The sequence below is a fragment of the Natranaeroarchaeum aerophilus genome, assembly GCF_023638055.1.
GTDB classification, from domain to species: domain Archaea; phylum Halobacteriota; class Halobacteria; order Halobacteriales; family Natronoarchaeaceae; genus Natranaeroarchaeum; species Natranaeroarchaeum aerophilum.
Genome location: NZ_JAKRVY010000001.1, coordinates 670,898 through 686,178, shown reverse-complemented (window position 1 = coordinate 686,178; position 15,281 = coordinate 670,898). Strand labels below are relative to the sequence as shown.

The window sequence follows — 15,281 nt, the reverse complement described above, 5'->3', positions numbered from 1 at the left end:
GCGTCCGTGTTTAGTCTTGCACAGCTGACGCAACGGTCTTTAATTCCTCTCGCGCTTGACTCGGAGAGTCTTGCGCCGACGTTACCTGTCGGTGAACACCCGAACACAAACTGTGTCCGTGAGAGTCGGGGCCTCCACCAGCCCCCGATGCCGCCCGTCTCACCTTCCGAACGCGTGGAAGGGTTTCGAGAGACGGCACATTTCCAGTTTCTCGCTCTAACCACTTCTGCACAACACACACCGCCGCCTTTCGATCCGCATGATCTTGGAACGCACACCGTTTACACTTAAATCGTTTCTTATGCCGGTTTGCGCGTTCTGTGTGCTGACACTCCGTTCGAGGACATCGCTGCGAGGTGTACTCAGGATCAACGTTATCCGACGGAATTCCTTCCCACGCAGCTTTGTACGATACCATCTCTTGGAGTGCAGCGAACGGTAACGAGTGCAGGCGACGGTTCATCCGCGTTCGATAATCGATGGACTCTCGCATGTCTTTGAGGTCTTCAAAGACGATAACCGGGTCGTTAAATTGCGAGACCCATGCAACTACTTTCCGCGAGACTTTGTGCAGGCAATCATGAACGTAATCGCGTTCTTCAGTCTTCACGACTGTCTCAAACCCAGTCTGTTCTGCTTTCTGCATCCGTTTGCGCTTGGTGAAAAACTCATGACGCTGCTCTTTCACCGACGGATACTCCAACACCACAGAGTCTTCCACCGAACCATCACGACTCATCGCAGCGAGCGCGATACAGTCTTCGTTCACATCCACACCAACAACGGTGTCTGCATCAGCTTTGCTGGCGACTTGATGAGTCTTGTGCGTGACTGTGACATGAAGTCGCCACTCACCGTGTTTGTGAACAACTTCAGCCATTCCAACCCGCCATTCTTCATCGTTGAACGCGGTTTGGAGTCGGTCAAAGTGGTCTGCACTGCCACAGAGCTCACCTTTAACGTGTGTTCCTCTTGTGGCAGTGATACGGAATCGAACCGTTCTGTCGTCTTCGGGGAACAGCCGGTAGCCTTCCCCATGGTTCATCACCATCGGATACGACTCATCAATGTACGGGTAGGGACGACCCCACCCGTCAGTTTTGTTGTCGAGGTAGGTTTCGATCTCGCCAAGAGCTTTGTCAACGATGAGTTGGGTGGTGTTGTTGACGTGATCAGCATTGTCAACGACAGTCGATTTGATATCAGTCCAATCCCAGCCAGATTGGTCGAGGCGGTTGGTTTCGTTGCGGATGCGTCGTGCTTCGAGACAGCCGGTTTGCAGGTCGTCGCCACTCCCCGTGTGGATGTCTAGTCCGAATGATAACGTTTGGGTGAGTTTGGACGACTGCACTGTATTCTGGTGCGGTTTAGTGATTGATAAAAGTATGGATTAGACGCGCTTCACTCCCGACCACGGTGGGTCGGGGTACTCGCGCTATTATTCTTTATAGAACACCGGTCAATCGTCCGCCGAAACGCCCGCAGGGGGCGAGCTGTCGGAACCAGCAGCATCCTCTGTCTGTAGCAAGCCGACGACCAGTTTCGACGCGACCGCGTTGAGCCGCTGGGATGCCGCGGACTTCGAGATGCCGAGTTCGTCCGCAACGTCGCCGAGATCAGACTCGCGGGGCGTCTCGTAGTAGCCGAGTTCGTAGGCGGTACGAATCGCCTCGCGCTGTTTGTCGGTGACCGGCGTGTCGTCGATCCGGGAGCCGTCACAATCACCGGAACTGAGATCGACGAGTCGCTGGAGACGAACGGTCGCACCGGTCTCACGCAGCTCGGCGACGATATCGCGCAGTTCCTCGCGGCCCTGAATCGTCACCGAGAAGACGAGCTCGCCGTTCTGTACGCTATCCATCTCCGACACGCAGGCGTGATTGCGGAACGTCCGGCAAACACAGGAACTCGTGACTTCTCTACTGAGCAACTTGGGACGTCCGGGCTCGTCACTCGAAGCCACTTCGGCATGGCACTCACAGGACTGATCAGGGCATTCGTTGTCGGGACAGGACAGGGATTGACGAACGGAGCCGTGATCGGTTGCTGCCGAAAGCAGTTCACAGCCCGCAGTCGAGGGGGGCTCGACGCGGAGACGTGCGCGGAGAGTGTCGACCTCTCCAAGGTCGGTATCCGCGCTGTGGGCTGCAGTCATACGTATTGATACGTAACCTCCTTTTGAATGACCCAGTGTTCGTTCCCACTATGTGAGAAACCGTCGTAATCATCGTGAATAATTATACAAATATGAAGCGACTGCGGAGTCTTCCGGTCAACCGAAACTGTAGGTCACACCGGAGCCGTTCTCGGGATACGTCCAGACGACGTTGTTGTGCGGGCAGGCGAACCGACAGCTACTGCACTCCAGACAGTTCTCGTAGGCGATGTGTGGAACGCCGTCTTCGCCTTCGCGCCAGACATCAGCCGGGCAGACGTCGACGCAGTCGTCGGTCCGACAGCGTTCTTCACAGATTCCCGTCACCTTGACATCGAGATGGGACTCGCCGGGGTCCTCGTATTTGACGGTGTACAGTCGGTCTTCGAGCGATGCGTTGTCGACGGAGTTCTGTGTCGTGCTCATGAAGTCATCACCTTGCGGTAGCGCCAGGCCAGTTTCGCCGCGCCGCTCCAGCCGCCGATGGTCTGGAGGATCCGGTCTTTCGCCTCGTCTGCGTGTTCTGCCTTCGGATCGCGGTCGATGCTGAAGTACTCCTCACTCGCGTCGGCGATCGCTCGCGGCAGATCGCGAAAGAGGAGGTCTTTGTCCTCGACGGCGGTCTCCATCAGCCACTCGTAGCGTTCGAGGTTCTGGACGACGAAGGACTCCTCGAGGTTTCGTGGATACTCCAGCAGTGCGTTCGCGTCGGTTCGATCGTTGGCCATCGCCGTGATGATCGCGTTCCCTGCGTGGTAGCCGCTCTCGACCGCCATGTTCGTCCCTTCGAGGTGGACGCCGTTGTTCAGGACGAGTCCAGCAGTATCCCCGACCAGTACCGCGCCGTCGTGGACGAGGTCCGGCATGGCGTCGGCACCGCCTTCCGGGATCGTCTTCGCGGAGTACTCGACCGTGCGACCGCCGCGTACCAGTGGTGCGACCGCCGGATGTGACTTGAACTCGTTGAGCGTCTGCTCGGGCTTTGGCTGGCTCGTCACCGCGTCCTCGATTCGGTAGGCCAGACCGATGCTCACCGTGTCGTCGTTGGTGTACATGAACGCGCCGCCGAAGGCGTCGCCGACGGCACCCTCGCCGAAGTAGTGGTAGGAGACGCCGGAATCTTCCGTCAACCGGAACCGGTCTTCGATCTCGTTGCCGTCGCCGGGGAACTCGATGACCTCCTTGACCGCCACCGCGACGTCCTCCCGTGGCGATGGATCCTTGAGATCGGCCCCTTCCGCAACGAGAGAGTTGCCACCTTCTGCGAGGACAACCACCGGGGCGCGGAGTTCGCCCTCCGGTCGGTCAGTGTCGACGCCGACGATCTGTCCGTCGTCCTCGCGGATAAGGTCGGTCACCGTCGTCTCGGTGATCAGCGTCGCACCGGCCTCGACGGCTTGCTCGGCGAACCACTCGTCGAAGTCCCCACGCAGGACCGTGTAGGAGTCGTTATGTGGCTCCTGGTGCCACTGGTTTGGCTTGACCGAGACGGCGGTCTCGTCCTCGGGCGAGAGCATCCCGAAGCGTTTCTCGCCGACGTAGCGCTCCAGCGGCGCGTCGTCGATGTCGGTCAGCTCGCGGATCGTCGGCGTGTACAGCACGCCACCGAAGACGTTTTTCGCGCCGGGATACGCTCCGCGCTCGATCATGATGACGTCGAGCCCGGCGTCGGCCATCGTCAGCGCCGATGCGCTCCCGGCGGGGCCTGCACCGACGACGATTGCGTCGAACTCGTCGTCGTAGTTCGGCTCTGCTGGTGGTGTTGCTCGGTCGTCGTCTTCGCTCATGCTAGTACCTCCGCTGGGTCGTCAACGTCCTCCAGCTGTTCGACAAGCTGTGGACAGATCTCGAAGAGGTCGCCGACGATGCCGTAGTCGGCGTGTTCGAATATCGGGGCGTTGGGGTCGTTGTTGATCGCGACCACGATGTCGCTGTCGTTCATGCCCTCGATGTGCTGGATCGCACCGCTGATCCCGACCGCCACGTAGAGATCGGGCCGGACGTTTTTCCCGGTCTGGCCGACCTGTCGCGCGCCATCGATCCAGCCCTCATCGACTGCTGCGCGGCTCGCAGCGAGTTCGGCGTCCAGCGCCTTCGCAAGCTCGGCAACCGGTTCGACGTCACCCTCGACACCGCGCCCGGCAGCAACAACCCGGTCAGCATCCGTGATATCTGCGGTGTCCCCGACGTTCCGCTCGACGACCTCGGAGATCGTGTCCGCCTCCTCGACGATGACCTCGACCTCCTCGATTTCGCCCTCGTGGTCGGGCTCGGGATCTGCCGTCGCGAAGACGCCGGGGCGGATCGTCGCCATCTGTGGACGGTGGCGTTCACATTTGATCGTCGCCAGAACGTTACCGCCGAAGGCCGGTCGGCGGGCTTCGAGGTGACTATCCTCGTCGATGCCGAGTTCGGTACAGTCAGCAGTGAGTCCCGCGTACGCGGGGACGGCGACCCGGCCCGCGAAGTCCCGGCCGGTGTGGGTCCCGCCGATCAGCACGATATCGGGTTCTCGTTCCTCCACAAGATGGCGGAACTGCTCTCCGTAGGGATCTGCACGATACGGCTCGAAGACCGGATCGTCAGCGACGAGCACTTTGTCCGCGCCACGCTCGACGGCTTCCTCGGCGACGTCGTCTAGATCTTCTCCGATCGCGAGCGCAACGAGATCCTCGTCGAGTTCATCGGCAAGTCCTTTCGCCTCCGAAAGCAGTTCCCAGGAGACGGGGGCGACCTCGCCAGCATGCTCCTCGATAAACACCCAGACATCCGAGTGGTCGTCGATATCGACGTCCGACATCTACACCACCCCCTCCTCGGCGAGCGTTTCGAGCAGTTCCTCGGGCGAGTCGAGGCGTTCCTGTTCGCGTTCGACCGGATCGACCGTCTCCATCCCGCCGACCTGTGTGGGCGAGGCCGCGAGTCCGACTCTGTCCGTGTCGATCGGCAGCTCCTCCGCAGTGACCTGCTCGGGCTCGAACTCGGTCTCGGCGTAGATCTTCCGGTGAAGTCCAGCGGGCCGGGGTTCGTTCTCGCCGTAGGCGAAGGCGATCACGACCGGCAGATCAGCCGCAACGTACTCGTGACCGCCTTCGACGTCGCGCTTGGCGACGATCTGCTCATCCACCGGTTTCGGTTCGAGCTCTTCGGCGTAGGTGAGCTGTGCCCACCCGTTGTGGGCAGCGATCCCCGGCGGGACCTGGCCTGTCGAGGAGTCGGTCGTCTCCTCACCGGCGAGCACGACATCCGCATCGAGATACTCCGCGGTCGCTGCGAGTACGAGACTCGTCGGCCAAGTATCGCTGCCAGCGAACGCCCGATCAGTCACGAGTACGGCGTCGTCACAGCCCATCGCGACCGCTTCTTCCAGAACGGGTGTGGCCTGCGGTGGCCCCATCGTGACGGCAATGACGTTCGCATCCACCTGGTCTTTGATTTCTAACGCTGCTTCCAGCGCGTTTCTGTCCGGCCGGTTCAGGATCGCATCGGCTCCCGATCGATTGAGCGTCCCCGTGTCGGGGTCGATCGTCACGTCGTCCTCGTCGGGCACCTGCTTGATCCCTACTACGACGGTCCATTGATCAGTCATAGTGGCTGTTCACGGTGGAGCTACGATACAGCCGACAATGAGGGATCCAGACGCTTCCCAGCATCTGAGAAAACAGTGCCTGAACACCCTCGTACGGTGGTATTTTATATAGGAGATGGGCTTCCGCTCGCTACGTGTCAGGGGCCAATCGTCAGCGACCAGTTGCTCGCGGTCGGGAGGACCGCTACTCGACCACGACTGCGCCGTCCGGCGGAACGGTCGTGTCCTCCTGGTCGGCGAACGCCTCGTACACTCGTTCGTAGGTGTCCTCGAGCGCCTCGACGATCACCTGCGTGTCGCTCACCGTCGCCATGAAGTTCGTATCGCCCTCCCAGCGCGGGACGACGTGCGTGTGGAGATGGTCGTCGATCGATCCTCCTGCCCCCTGACCGAGGTTCAGGCCGGTATTGAACCCATCCGGGTTCATCGCGGTTTCCAGCGCATCGAACGTGCGCTGTTTGAGCCTCGCGTGATCTGTCAACACCGCCTCGTCCAGATCGCGGTAGTCCCCCGTATGGCAGCGGGGAATCACCATGATGTGACCCGGGTTGTACGGGTAGTTGTTGAGAAGCACGAACGCGTGGTCGCTCCGGGCGACGATCATGTTCCGCCGATCGGCGTCCTGTTCCGGCAGTTCACAGAAGACACAGTCGTCGATATCGTCCCGAGAGCTATCGCGTTCCACCCATTCGATGCGCCACGGAGCGAACACCTGATCCATACGGACAGTGTGGCGGTTCCAGAGATATATACTGTCGGCCATGGTACAGCGTGGGTCGGCCCCCCGGTCGGATGCACCGCCAGTTCGACCGGCGGCCACAAGGGGTATAAATGAACGCTTACATCTGGTTTTAAACGTTTTTGGCCGATCTTACCGCGTCAGATCGAGAACCCAGAGACACGGGGCCAGTGTCGAGTAAACAGTCCCTAACGGAGCCTCCGTTTTATAGCTATCCCCGAGTAGACGGAAGTAATGGCAACTACTGAGGGATCGTTTGACGGAGTCCGTGAACGCTGTGACAGCTGTGACGTGGAGACGACCCACCGAGTATCGGTCCAGCTAAAGACTGAAAGCAGAAAAGAGGAGAACGCACAGTTCTCGCGGGAACCGTACCGGATCGCGGAGTGTCTGGAGTGTGGTGCACGAACGAGCCAGCGGATGAACAACGCCTAGCGGGTTGTCACTTCACAGCCATCAGGCGTGACGATGACGGTGTGTTCTTTCTGACTGACCAGACAGCCGTCGTCCTCTTTGAGCACTGGATAGCCGTGGACGATGTCCTGCGATTTGAGCCGTCTGAGAGCCATCTTCGGGCGGGAACTCTCCAGCCAGCGCGTCGCGAAGGGGAGCGTACGGAACTCTTCGGTGATCTGTTCTAGAACCTGCCGAGTCTGTCGATTTCGGACTGATCCCTCGCGTTCGAGCGCGAATATCTCCTCGTCGCTTCCCTCGCTCACCTTGCCAGAACCATCCGTCGCGAACGGTTCGATCGCAACGACATCGCCGACCTCAAGTTCGGTGCCCTGTGGGACTGCACGGTTCGGGATCGACGGGTCAGTGTGTTGCTCCCAGTGGCCCAGTCCGTGGCCGGTGAGATTGACGACGGGATTGAAACCGTAGCCGTCGATCGCCGCTTCGATCGCCGCCCCGATCTCGGCGGTGTCGACGCCGGGTTCGATCAGTTCGATCGCGGCGTCGAGCGCAGCCCCGGGTGCCTCCGCCAGGTCCGGGTTGCCCGACAGGTCGATCGTGATCGCCGAATCCGCGAGCCAGCCGTCGACGGCAACGCCGATGTCGATGTTGACCATCTCCTCGCCGAAGGTCGAATCGTCGTCGATCCCCGGCGTCGCGTGGGCGGCCTCCTCGTCGATACTGACGTTGACGGGGAAGGCCGGCTGGCCGCCGAGCTCCCGGATTCGGTCTTCCGCATATTCGGCCACTTCGAGGTGGCCCGCGCCGACCTCGATGCGTTCGACGGTCTCTTCGCGGACCTGCGAGAGGATCTCGCCAGCCTCGCGGTGTTTCTCGTACTGCTCGGATTCGAGGTCGACCTCGGTATCTACCATACCACTACTCGACACAGCGGGACAAAAGGCGTTACGGGGTGTCCTCGTCGCCACCTGCGATACTCGTTTGCATCCCCGCGCTGTTGTAGGCGCTGCCGACCGCGCCATCGGTCTCGGCAACGATCACGCCCGCCGACTCACCGGTGACCTCCCCGAGCTCCTCGATCGCCCGGCTCGCCGCCGTCTCCGGGTGCTCCCCGGCGTCGAGCAGGTCCACCGCCCGCCGTGCCACGCCGGTCCGTGCGATCGCTTCACCAGCTCCCGTTGCACTCGCCCCGCCAGCATCCGAGGCGAAAAACCCGGCACCGAGCTGTGGGACGTCGCCGACCCGTCCTGCGAGGGCGTACCAGCGCCCGCCGGTCGACGTCGCCGCGGCGACCTGCCCATCCGCGACGGCGACCGCACCGACGGTGTCATGATCGTCCGGTCGGCGTGCGGACGTATCGCCGAAGTGCTCGCCGATCCAGTCGAGCTGATCACGGGGGGTGCCTGCTGGTGGCGACTCCTCGTCCCAGCGCTCGCGCGCCCGCTCCGACCACAGATCGACATCGGTGTCGATTCCGTACTCGTTCGCGAGCGCGCAGGCGTGCTCGCCAGACACGAACACGTGTGGTGTTTCTTCGAGAACGACCCGTGCGACACTGAGAGCGTGCTCGACGCCCGGCATCGAACAGGCCGCACCCGCCTCGCCGCCACCAGTCATCACGCCTGCATCCGTGCGGATCACGCCGTCGCTCTGGACCGCGCTCCCCGTTCCTGCATTAAATCGTGGCGACGCTTCGAGAACCGCGACCGCGTTCACGACCGCATCGAGCGGATCGGACGCTTCGGTACCGGCACCTGCTGCCTGGTCGAGTACCGCCTGTCTCGGCTCCGGTTCGGCAGGCTTCCCGCCCGCGCCGCCATGGACGATTACGCGCATACAGCCATCGTGGGAATCGACTATCTTCAGCGTTCCCACACGGCGGGCCCGGGGAGTCGAGAGGCAAGCCGACAATATTTGCCCGGCCACAGGTAAAAGACAGGGCTTTTACCCCCATCATGATTCGTTAGAAATGACCATGAGCTACGACAAGGTCGACGTCCCCGAGGATGGGGAACCGATCACTCTTGCTGACGAAGACACCGGCGAACTCGACGTGCCGGAGAACCCGATCATCCCCATTATTCACGGGGACGGAATCGGTACGGACGTCGGTCCTGCTGCACAGAAAGTTCTCGATGCTGCCGCGGAAGCGACCGGCCGTTCGATTTCCTGGATGCGCGTCTACGCCGGTTCCTCCGCCCGAGAAAAGTACGACGAGAACCTTCCCGAGGACACTGTCTCGGCGATCCGTGAGCACCGTGTTGCGATTAAAGGACCGCTGACGACGCCGGTCGGCGCTGGCTTCCGGTCGCTCAACGTCGCGCTCCGACAGACGCTCGATATGTACGCCAACGTCCGGCCGACCTACCACATCGAGGGCGTCCCCTCGCCGGTCAAAAACCCCGAGGAGATGGATATGGTAACCTTCCGCGAGAACACCGAAGACGTCTACGCGGGCGTCGAATGGGAAGCCGGCACCGACGAGGTCGAGCAGGTCCGCGAGTTCCTCGAAGAGGACATGGAGATCTCCGATGTCATCCACGATGGCCCGGTCGGTATCGGCGTCAAGCCGATTTCGGAGTTCGGCTCCAAGCGCCTCATCCGCGAGGCGATCGACTACGCGCTCGAGAACGACCGCGATTCGGTGACGCTCGTCCACAAGGGCAACATCATGAAGTTCACCGAAGGAGCCTTCCGCGACTGGGGCTACGAGGTCGCAGAAGAAGAGTACGGCGAGGACGTCATTACCGAGGACGAACTCTGGGAGGAGTACGACGGCGAACAGCCCGAGGGCACGGTTGTCGTGCAGGATCGCATCGCCGACAACATGCTCCAGCAGATCCTCACCCGAACGGACGAGTACTCGGTCATCGCGACGATGAACCTCAACGGCGACTACATGTCCGACGCCGCCGGTGCACAGATCGGCGGCCTCGGCATCGCTCCCGGCGCGAACTTCGGTCACGGTCGCTGTCTCGCAGAGCCCGTCCACGGCTCCGCACCCAAGTACGCCGGTGAAGACAAGGTCAACCCGACCGCGATGATCCTCTCGGGCCGCGAGATGCTCGACTATCTGGGCTGGTCCGACGCCGCCGACCTCGTGCGCGATGCCGTCGAGGAGACAATCTCCTCGGGCACCGTCACCTACGACCTCGAACGACAGATCGAGGGGGGCACGAAGGTGGCAACCAGCGAGTTCGCCGATGCTGTCGTCGAGAATATCGAGCAGCTCTCCTAGAGCGCCCGAAATCTCTCTTTTATAGACAGGCGTCGTGTCGTAACGCTCACCAGCAGCCGCTTCGTATCGCCTGTCATGACCGAGGTTCGAGTCGTCGAGTCGACCGCAGAACGCACGGACGCTTTTGCAGTCCGACAGACCGTCTTCGTCGAGGAACAGGGCGTTGACGAGGAACTGGAGTATGACGAACACGAGGACACAGCCACCCACTTCGTCGCCTACGACGGCGACGAGCCCGTCGGGGCGGCACGGCTCCGCGAACCCGAAGACGGACTGGGCAAAGTCGAGCGCGTGGCTGTACTCGAATCACGCCGCGAACAGGGCGTCGGGGAGGCGCTGATGGAGGCCGTTGAGCGCCAGGCCCGCAAAGCGGGGATAACGAAACTCAAACTCCACTCGCAAACGCGCGCGAAGGGGTTCTACGCGTCAGTCGGGTTCGAGCGTCGCGGCGAGGAGTTCGAGGAGGCGGGGATACCCCACGTGAAGATGTACAAACCGATCGGGTAGCTCACCCATCCTGCCAGTCGGGATCGGTTCGCGGGGGCGAGAACACGTCGATACCCGTGACGACCGCGTCGGTCCGGTTCTCTGCAGCGTGGGCTTCGTGACCGGGAATCGCGTAAGTATCGCCGGAGTCGACCTCGTGTTCGGTCCCGTCCGCGAGGACGAACGTGAGCGTCCCCGAGAGGACGACACCGGTCTGTTCGTGTGGATGGTCGTGTTCGGGGACGGTTGCGCCCGGCTCGATCTCGAACCGCTGGACGTTCATCTCGTCGCCGCCAGCGAGCAGGGCGAGGTGGACGCCGTCGACGGCTTCGGTCGATGCACGATCGGCTGGTCCAAGGACTTCCATACTGGTGGCTGGCCGGCGATCGGCAAGAAGTTTGTCACAGCACGAGTGCCGGTGCGTTCATTATGGTCGCCCGACAAACCGGGCGTATGTACGCGGTCGTCGGCTGTAACGCGTGTAGCAATCTCTGGCTCGTCGAGGGACGACAACAGACCGCACAGTGTTCTCGCTGTGGGAAGACCCACCAGTTCGACCGCCTGAAGAAGTTCGCCGAGACCGACGACGAGGACCACGCCCGGGAGCTCCGGGCCTCGATGCTCGCGAATCGGAGCGATCACGGCGACGCCTTTGCTGCGGTCGACTCCTTCAGCGAGCTCGAAAACGAGATCGACGACGCGGGTGTCAGCGACCGCGAGTACCTGGAAGGCTCCGGACTCGACGCCGATGAGATCGCAGACGCGGGAGCGAGCACCAGCGAGCAGGCAGGGAGTTCACGAACCAGGAAAGAGACGGTGCTCGACGCAATCCGTACGCTCGACGAGCCGACCGAGAGCGCTGTCATTGATTACGCAACTGAACACGACGTCCCGGCGGAGTACGTCACGAGATGCCTGGACAAACTCGCCCAGCGAGGGGAAGTCTCACGCTCACGGGACGGCTATCGATTGCTCTAATCGGAGTTCCGATCGGTCGTAAAATAGTAGCCTGTTCTCGGTCACAGTGCTGTACTGATATCCGACACCGAGTCATCAGGTTTCGTCTTCCGTGTCGTCTTCAGGGTCATCCTCTGTATCGTCTTCAGGGTCGTCCTCTGTGTCGTCTTCCGGATCGTCCTCCGGATCATCTACTGGGTCATCTTCCGGATCGTCCACTGGCTCGTCTTCCGGGTCATCCGTACAACCTGCGAGCCCGAGTAGCCCGATACTCCCCGCGATACCGACGAACGTACGCCTGTCGAGTCGTTTCATTGTATCTCCAACCGGCGATTCGACGGCTTCGGTGATTAGTATATACCAGCTACACGATAGATGACGTGAAAATTAGACATTGGAACGACCTGACAGACCGACTACTGGACCCTCATAGACAGATGACAGCAAAGCAATACTGATCCGTCCCCGATTCGTTCGAAGGTGGCCTGGTCCAAGACCGTCGATGCACCGGCTGTCGACCGTTGTGCGGTGTCGTTCGTTTGCCATTCCCGTACACAACACGGGCTTACTCCAGTCTGTCAGGCGATGTATTGGTCACACCCGAGTCGTCAATCAGTGGATCCGTTTATCTGTCTGGCTGCGAGCAGGGGTGATGTGAAACCGCGGCATTCACGACGCTGCAACCGCAACAGAGTGTATGAGCGAGAACGGAACTGAGGCCGACTACGAGCTTGTCGCGAAGACGCTGATACTCGTCGCGGTTGGGGTCGTTGTTCCCGGAATTATCGCACGATATCTCAACGAGGTGGGCTACGGCGTCATCGGGACGTTTATCTTCGGGACGAGCTTTTTTGCGCTAGTGTTCGTTGCCTGGTATATCTGGATCCGACCAATCGATCTTACGGGACCGATGGGCTAGGATTGCTACAGTGATATATGCAGACCCACAGAGTAACGGAACTTTAATCACCTGCTCGGTAGCAATATCGGATATCAATGAACGCCGTTCCACTGCAACTGCTGGACACGTTCCTGCTCGACTATCACATCGGGCACGTGCTGGTACTGACGTTCGTGCTGGTAATGCTGGGATCGCTACCGCTTCGGTCGCGCAAGATCCTCTCGCTGAACGCGGTACTCTTTGGCGTCATTTTCGTAGCCGTCCCGTTCTCGATGACCGACGACATCGTCTACCGCGCTTTCGGCTTCCTGTTGATCGTCGTCGCGCCGATCCTCTACACGACAGCAGAGTAGCTTACACCAGTTCCTCGTAGCGCGCGCCGGTCTGTTTCAGCGTCTCCGTCGAGTACAGCCGCTCGTGATCGAACGGCAGGTGCTCGGCCGCCAGTTCGTCTATCTTTTCGTCGACCGCGGCCGCGTCACGGCCATGAATCATCGTAAACAGGTTGTACTCCCAGTCGAGTTCAGGCCGCCGCGGGCGGTGATAACACAGCGTCACGTACGGTAGGTCTCCGACAGCGACGCCGCGCTCGTCCAGCTCCTCGTCGTCGACATCCCAGACGACCATACAATTGCTGTCGAAGCCGGTGACGATGTGGTTGACGACACAACCGATGCGCTTGATACAGCCCGCATCGAGCAGACGCTCGATCCCCGCAACGACGTCCGGGACGTCGGCGTCCAGCGTCGCGGCGATGTCGGCGTACGGCGTCCGCGAGAGCGGAAAGCCCGACTGGATCTCCAGTAGTAGTTCGGCCTCGAACTCCGAGAGGTCGCCAGTTGCGTCCTCACTGATCCGCGTCGCGTCCACTTTCGTGGAGCCGAACCCGCTTTCCCCGGGTCCGTCCGTCTCCCGCGCGAACCGGTCGGCGTTGACGACCGGAAATTCCAGATTGATGTAGAAATCGGTCAGCATCGGCAAGTTCAGTATCGTACAGCCAGTCCGCGCCTCGATCTCGTCGAGGATCTCGTCCCGGCGCTCGCGCGACCCTGCCGTGACGACGAACCACATGTTCCACTCGTGGTCGCGGCGGTAGTTGTGGTTGATCTGGGGGTAGTCGTTGATCACATCCGCAATCTCGTCGAACCGATCCTCCGGTGCCTGCACGGCCGCAAGCGTCGAACTGCCGATCACCGGTGGGTTGAGCACCGGGCCGAATCGCCGGAAGATACCGCGTTCGTACAGTCGTTCGACGCGTTCTAGCGCCTCCGCCTCGCTAACGCCAACGGTTTCGCCAAGGGAACGAAACGGTCGCCGTTCGACGGGGAAGCCGCTCTGGAAGCCGTCGATGATCGACGCGTCGATATCGTCGAGGGAATCACGCCAGTCCGCCGACCGGGTATTCATTATCGCTGTGTTGGAGGGCGCAAATGTACTTCTTTCGGGTCACCCTGTACAGGCGGTAGCTCACCTGCGGCTCGACACAGGTTTATATCGGATCGGGCGGCCAGCAACCAACATGCTCTAAGACCTCGGCCCGGAGCGGTTCGCGGGTGTGTGGCACGCCGCTCCGGTCGATTCCCTGCCGCCTGTTCGCCAATGGTTGAGTAGCTGGTTTACACCGGAAGCGGGACGTTTTTGCGCGTGCTCTCCTAACGCGCAACCATGGCCCAGACGTCTCAAAAGTACGGCGAGTGGCCCCTCAAACGCCTGATGACTGCAGTCGTCGGCTCCGGACCGAAGTCAGCCGACGATATGTCCCGCCCACAGGCCCGCGAGGCCTTCCAGCGTATCCTCGGCGGCGAGCCGGACCAGACAACGCTCGGCGCGTTCTGGCTGGCAAACCGCTGGAAACGGAACACCCCCGAGGAGCTGGCCGCGTACGTCGACGTGATGGCCGAGGAGTCGACAGTCGTCGCTGAACCGGACTCCGACCCGGTCGACTGTGGCGCGAACTACGACGGCAAACACCGCTCGGCGCTGCTCGGCGTCGCGGCAGGCGTCGTCGCCGCCGGGGCAGGAACCCCGATCGTCACCCACAGCGGAGACCGCGTCCCAACCCAGAAGGAGACGGCATACAAACACGTCCTCGACGGACTTGGCATCAGAACCGAGCTAGACGTCGAAGAGAGCGCCGACATGGTCGATGAGACCGGCTTTGGGTTCTACTACCAGCCCGCGTTCAACCCCGGCATCGACGCCCTGTTCGAGCGCCGGGACATGATGGGCGTCCGGACGTTCGTCAACACGATCGAAACGCTGGCCAACCCTGCGAATGCGGACGTTCACCTCGGGAGTTTCTATCATCTCGCCTTCGCGAAGAAGGTCGTCGACACCTTCCGCGAGAGCGAGCAGGTCTCGCCCAACAAAGTGATCATGTTCCAGGGGATGGAAGGCTACGACGACATCCGCCCGGGCTACACGAAAGTCGCCGAGTGGGAAGCTGACGGCACCGACGACGGTGCGTTCGAGGACTACGAGATCGAGACACCCGAGTACGGGATGGACTTCGAGGAGGACGACCTGCAGGTCGAGGACGTGCAGGCTGATTCGGCGACGATCACCGAGGAAGTGATCGCCGGCGACCGTGAGGATCACTTCGCAGACGCTATTGCACTGAACGCCGCGTTCCGTATTTACGCTGGTGGGGACGCGGAGACACTCGACAACGGGCTCGATGCTGCACGGGCGGCGATCGAGGACGGTAGTGCGGCCGCAGTGCTCGCCGATCTGCGAGCGTTTTGACGCGACGCCGTTCCACAATCAGTATGCATCAGTGCAGTGAGGAGCTATCAGTCCCGT

General features: G+C 61.3%; 19 protein-coding genes. 7 read left to right on the top strand and 12 right to left on the bottom strand.

What is annotated here, in order from left to right:
• Positions 1-10 precede the first annotated feature (10 nt).
• The 7 genes from AArcSt11_RS03510 to AArcSt11_RS03480 form a co-directional block, all read right to left on the bottom strand.
• Entirely contained in the window at positions 11-1,351 is a 1,341-nt protein-coding gene (locus tag AArcSt11_RS03510; RefSeq protein WP_250594662.1) for a transposase, read from the bottom strand.
• A gap of 108 nt (positions 1,352-1,459) precedes the next feature.
• Positions 1,460-2,155, bottom strand: a complete 696-nt coding sequence (locus tag AArcSt11_RS03505; protein ID WP_250594660.1) for a helix-turn-helix domain-containing protein — start codon at positions 2,153-2,155, stop codon at positions 1,460-1,462.
• Positions 2,156-2,272: 117 nt separating this feature from the next.
• Entirely contained in the window at positions 2,273-2,581 is a 309-nt protein-coding gene (locus AArcSt11_RS03500; RefSeq protein WP_250594658.1) for a ferredoxin family protein, read from the bottom strand.
• Positions 2,578-3,942, bottom strand: a complete 1,365-nt coding sequence (locus AArcSt11_RS03495) for an FAD-dependent oxidoreductase (protein ID WP_250594656.1) — start codon at positions 3,940-3,942, stop codon at positions 2,578-2,580. The genes AArcSt11_RS03500 and AArcSt11_RS03495 overlap by 4 nt, the downstream gene beginning before the upstream one ends.
• Positions 3,939-4,955 (bottom strand): electron transfer flavoprotein subunit alpha/FixB family protein, encoded by a 1,017-nt coding sequence (locus AArcSt11_RS03490; protein ID WP_250594654.1) that lies wholly within the window; start codon positions 4,953-4,955, stop codon positions 3,939-3,941. The genes AArcSt11_RS03495 and AArcSt11_RS03490 overlap by 4 nt, the downstream gene beginning before the upstream one ends.
• Complete coding sequence (locus AArcSt11_RS03485) at positions 4,956-5,744, bottom strand: electron transfer flavoprotein subunit beta/FixA family protein (protein WP_250594652.1); 789 nt, start codon at positions 5,742-5,744, stop codon at positions 4,956-4,958.
• Positions 5,745-5,928: 184 nt separating this feature from the next.
• Positions 5,929-6,465 carry an HIT family protein gene (locus tag AArcSt11_RS03480; protein ID WP_250594650.1) on the bottom strand — a complete coding sequence of 179 codons (537 nt, stop codon included), beginning with the start codon at positions 6,463-6,465 and terminating at the stop codon, positions 5,929-5,931.
• 252 nt (positions 6,466-6,717) lie between these two features.
• Here AArcSt11_RS03480 and AArcSt11_RS03475 point away from each other — a divergent pair, with 252 nt between their 5' ends.
• Positions 6,718-6,918, top strand: coding sequence for a DUF7835 family putative zinc beta-ribbon protein (locus AArcSt11_RS03475; RefSeq protein WP_250594648.1), 201 nt, complete (start codon positions 6,718-6,720; stop codon positions 6,916-6,918).
• Here the strand turns inward: AArcSt11_RS03475 and map are convergent.
• Together map and AArcSt11_RS03465 are read right to left on the bottom strand one after the other, a co-directional pair.
• A complete protein-coding gene (map, locus tag AArcSt11_RS03470; protein WP_250594646.1) occupies positions 6,915-7,811 on the bottom strand; it encodes a type II methionyl aminopeptidase in 897 nt (298 codons plus the stop codon). The genes AArcSt11_RS03475 and map overlap by 4 nt on opposite strands.
• Before the next feature lie 31 nt (positions 7,812-7,842).
• A complete protein-coding gene (locus AArcSt11_RS03465) occupies positions 7,843-8,733 on the bottom strand; it encodes an isoaspartyl peptidase/L-asparaginase (RefSeq protein ID WP_250594644.1) in 891 nt (296 codons plus the stop codon).
• A 139-nt stretch (positions 8,734-8,872) separates the two neighbouring features.
• Here AArcSt11_RS03465 and icd point away from each other — a divergent pair, with 139 nt between their 5' ends.
• Both icd and AArcSt11_RS03455 read left to right on the top strand, forming a co-directional pair.
• Positions 8,873-10,135: an isocitrate dehydrogenase (NADP(+)) gene (gene icd / locus AArcSt11_RS03460; RefSeq protein WP_353617662.1), complete on the top strand. Its 1,263-nt coding sequence runs from the start codon at positions 8,873-8,875 to the stop codon at positions 10,133-10,135.
• A 75-nt stretch (positions 10,136-10,210) separates the two neighbouring features.
• A complete protein-coding gene (locus tag AArcSt11_RS03455) occupies positions 10,211-10,642 on the top strand; it encodes a GNAT family N-acetyltransferase (RefSeq protein ID WP_250594640.1) in 432 nt (143 codons plus the stop codon).
• Between the two features lies 1 nt (position 10,643).
• On the opposite strand, the gene AArcSt11_RS03450 is transcribed toward AArcSt11_RS03455, so the two are convergent.
• On the bottom strand, positions 10,644-10,988 hold the full coding sequence (locus tag AArcSt11_RS03450; protein ID WP_250594638.1) for a cupin domain-containing protein: 345 nt from the start codon (positions 10,986-10,988) through the stop codon (positions 10,644-10,646).
• An 86-nt stretch (positions 10,989-11,074) separates the two neighbouring features.
• On the opposite strand from AArcSt11_RS03450, the gene AArcSt11_RS03445 reads away from it, so the two are divergent.
• Entirely contained in the window at positions 11,075-11,599 is a 525-nt protein-coding gene (locus AArcSt11_RS03445; RefSeq protein WP_250594637.1) for a DUF5817 domain-containing protein, read from the top strand.
• Positions 11,600-11,674: 75 nt separating this feature from the next.
• Here AArcSt11_RS03445 and AArcSt11_RS03440 read toward each other — a convergent pair whose 3' ends face one another.
• Positions 11,675-11,893: a hypothetical protein gene (locus AArcSt11_RS03440; RefSeq protein WP_250594635.1), complete on the bottom strand. Its 219-nt coding sequence runs from the start codon at positions 11,891-11,893 to the stop codon at positions 11,675-11,677.
• Positions 11,894-12,275: 382 nt separating this feature from the next.
• Here AArcSt11_RS03440 and AArcSt11_RS03435 point away from each other — a divergent pair, with 382 nt between their 5' ends.
• Positions 12,276-12,497 (top strand): DUF7996 family protein, encoded by a 222-nt coding sequence (locus AArcSt11_RS03435; RefSeq protein WP_250594633.1) that lies wholly within the window; start codon positions 12,276-12,278, stop codon positions 12,495-12,497.
• A gap of 77 nt (positions 12,498-12,574) precedes the next feature.
• Positions 12,575-12,832, top strand: a complete 258-nt coding sequence (locus tag AArcSt11_RS03430) for a DUF8006 family protein (protein WP_250594631.1) — start codon at positions 12,575-12,577, stop codon at positions 12,830-12,832.
• A 1-nt stretch (position 12,833) separates the two neighbouring features.
• On the opposite strand, the gene ahbB is transcribed toward AArcSt11_RS03430, so the two are convergent.
• Entirely contained in the window at positions 12,834-13,886 is a 1,053-nt protein-coding gene (gene ahbB, locus AArcSt11_RS03425; protein WP_250594629.1) for a siroheme decarboxylase subunit beta, read from the bottom strand.
• A gap of 258 nt (positions 13,887-14,144) precedes the next feature.
• Between ahbB and AArcSt11_RS03420 the strand changes: the two genes are divergently transcribed.
• Positions 14,145-15,224 carry an anthranilate phosphoribosyltransferase gene (locus AArcSt11_RS03420; protein WP_250594626.1) on the top strand — a complete coding sequence of 360 codons (1,080 nt, stop codon included), beginning with the start codon at positions 14,145-14,147 and terminating at the stop codon, positions 15,222-15,224.
• The last annotated feature ends 57 nt before the right edge of the window (positions 15,225-15,281 follow it).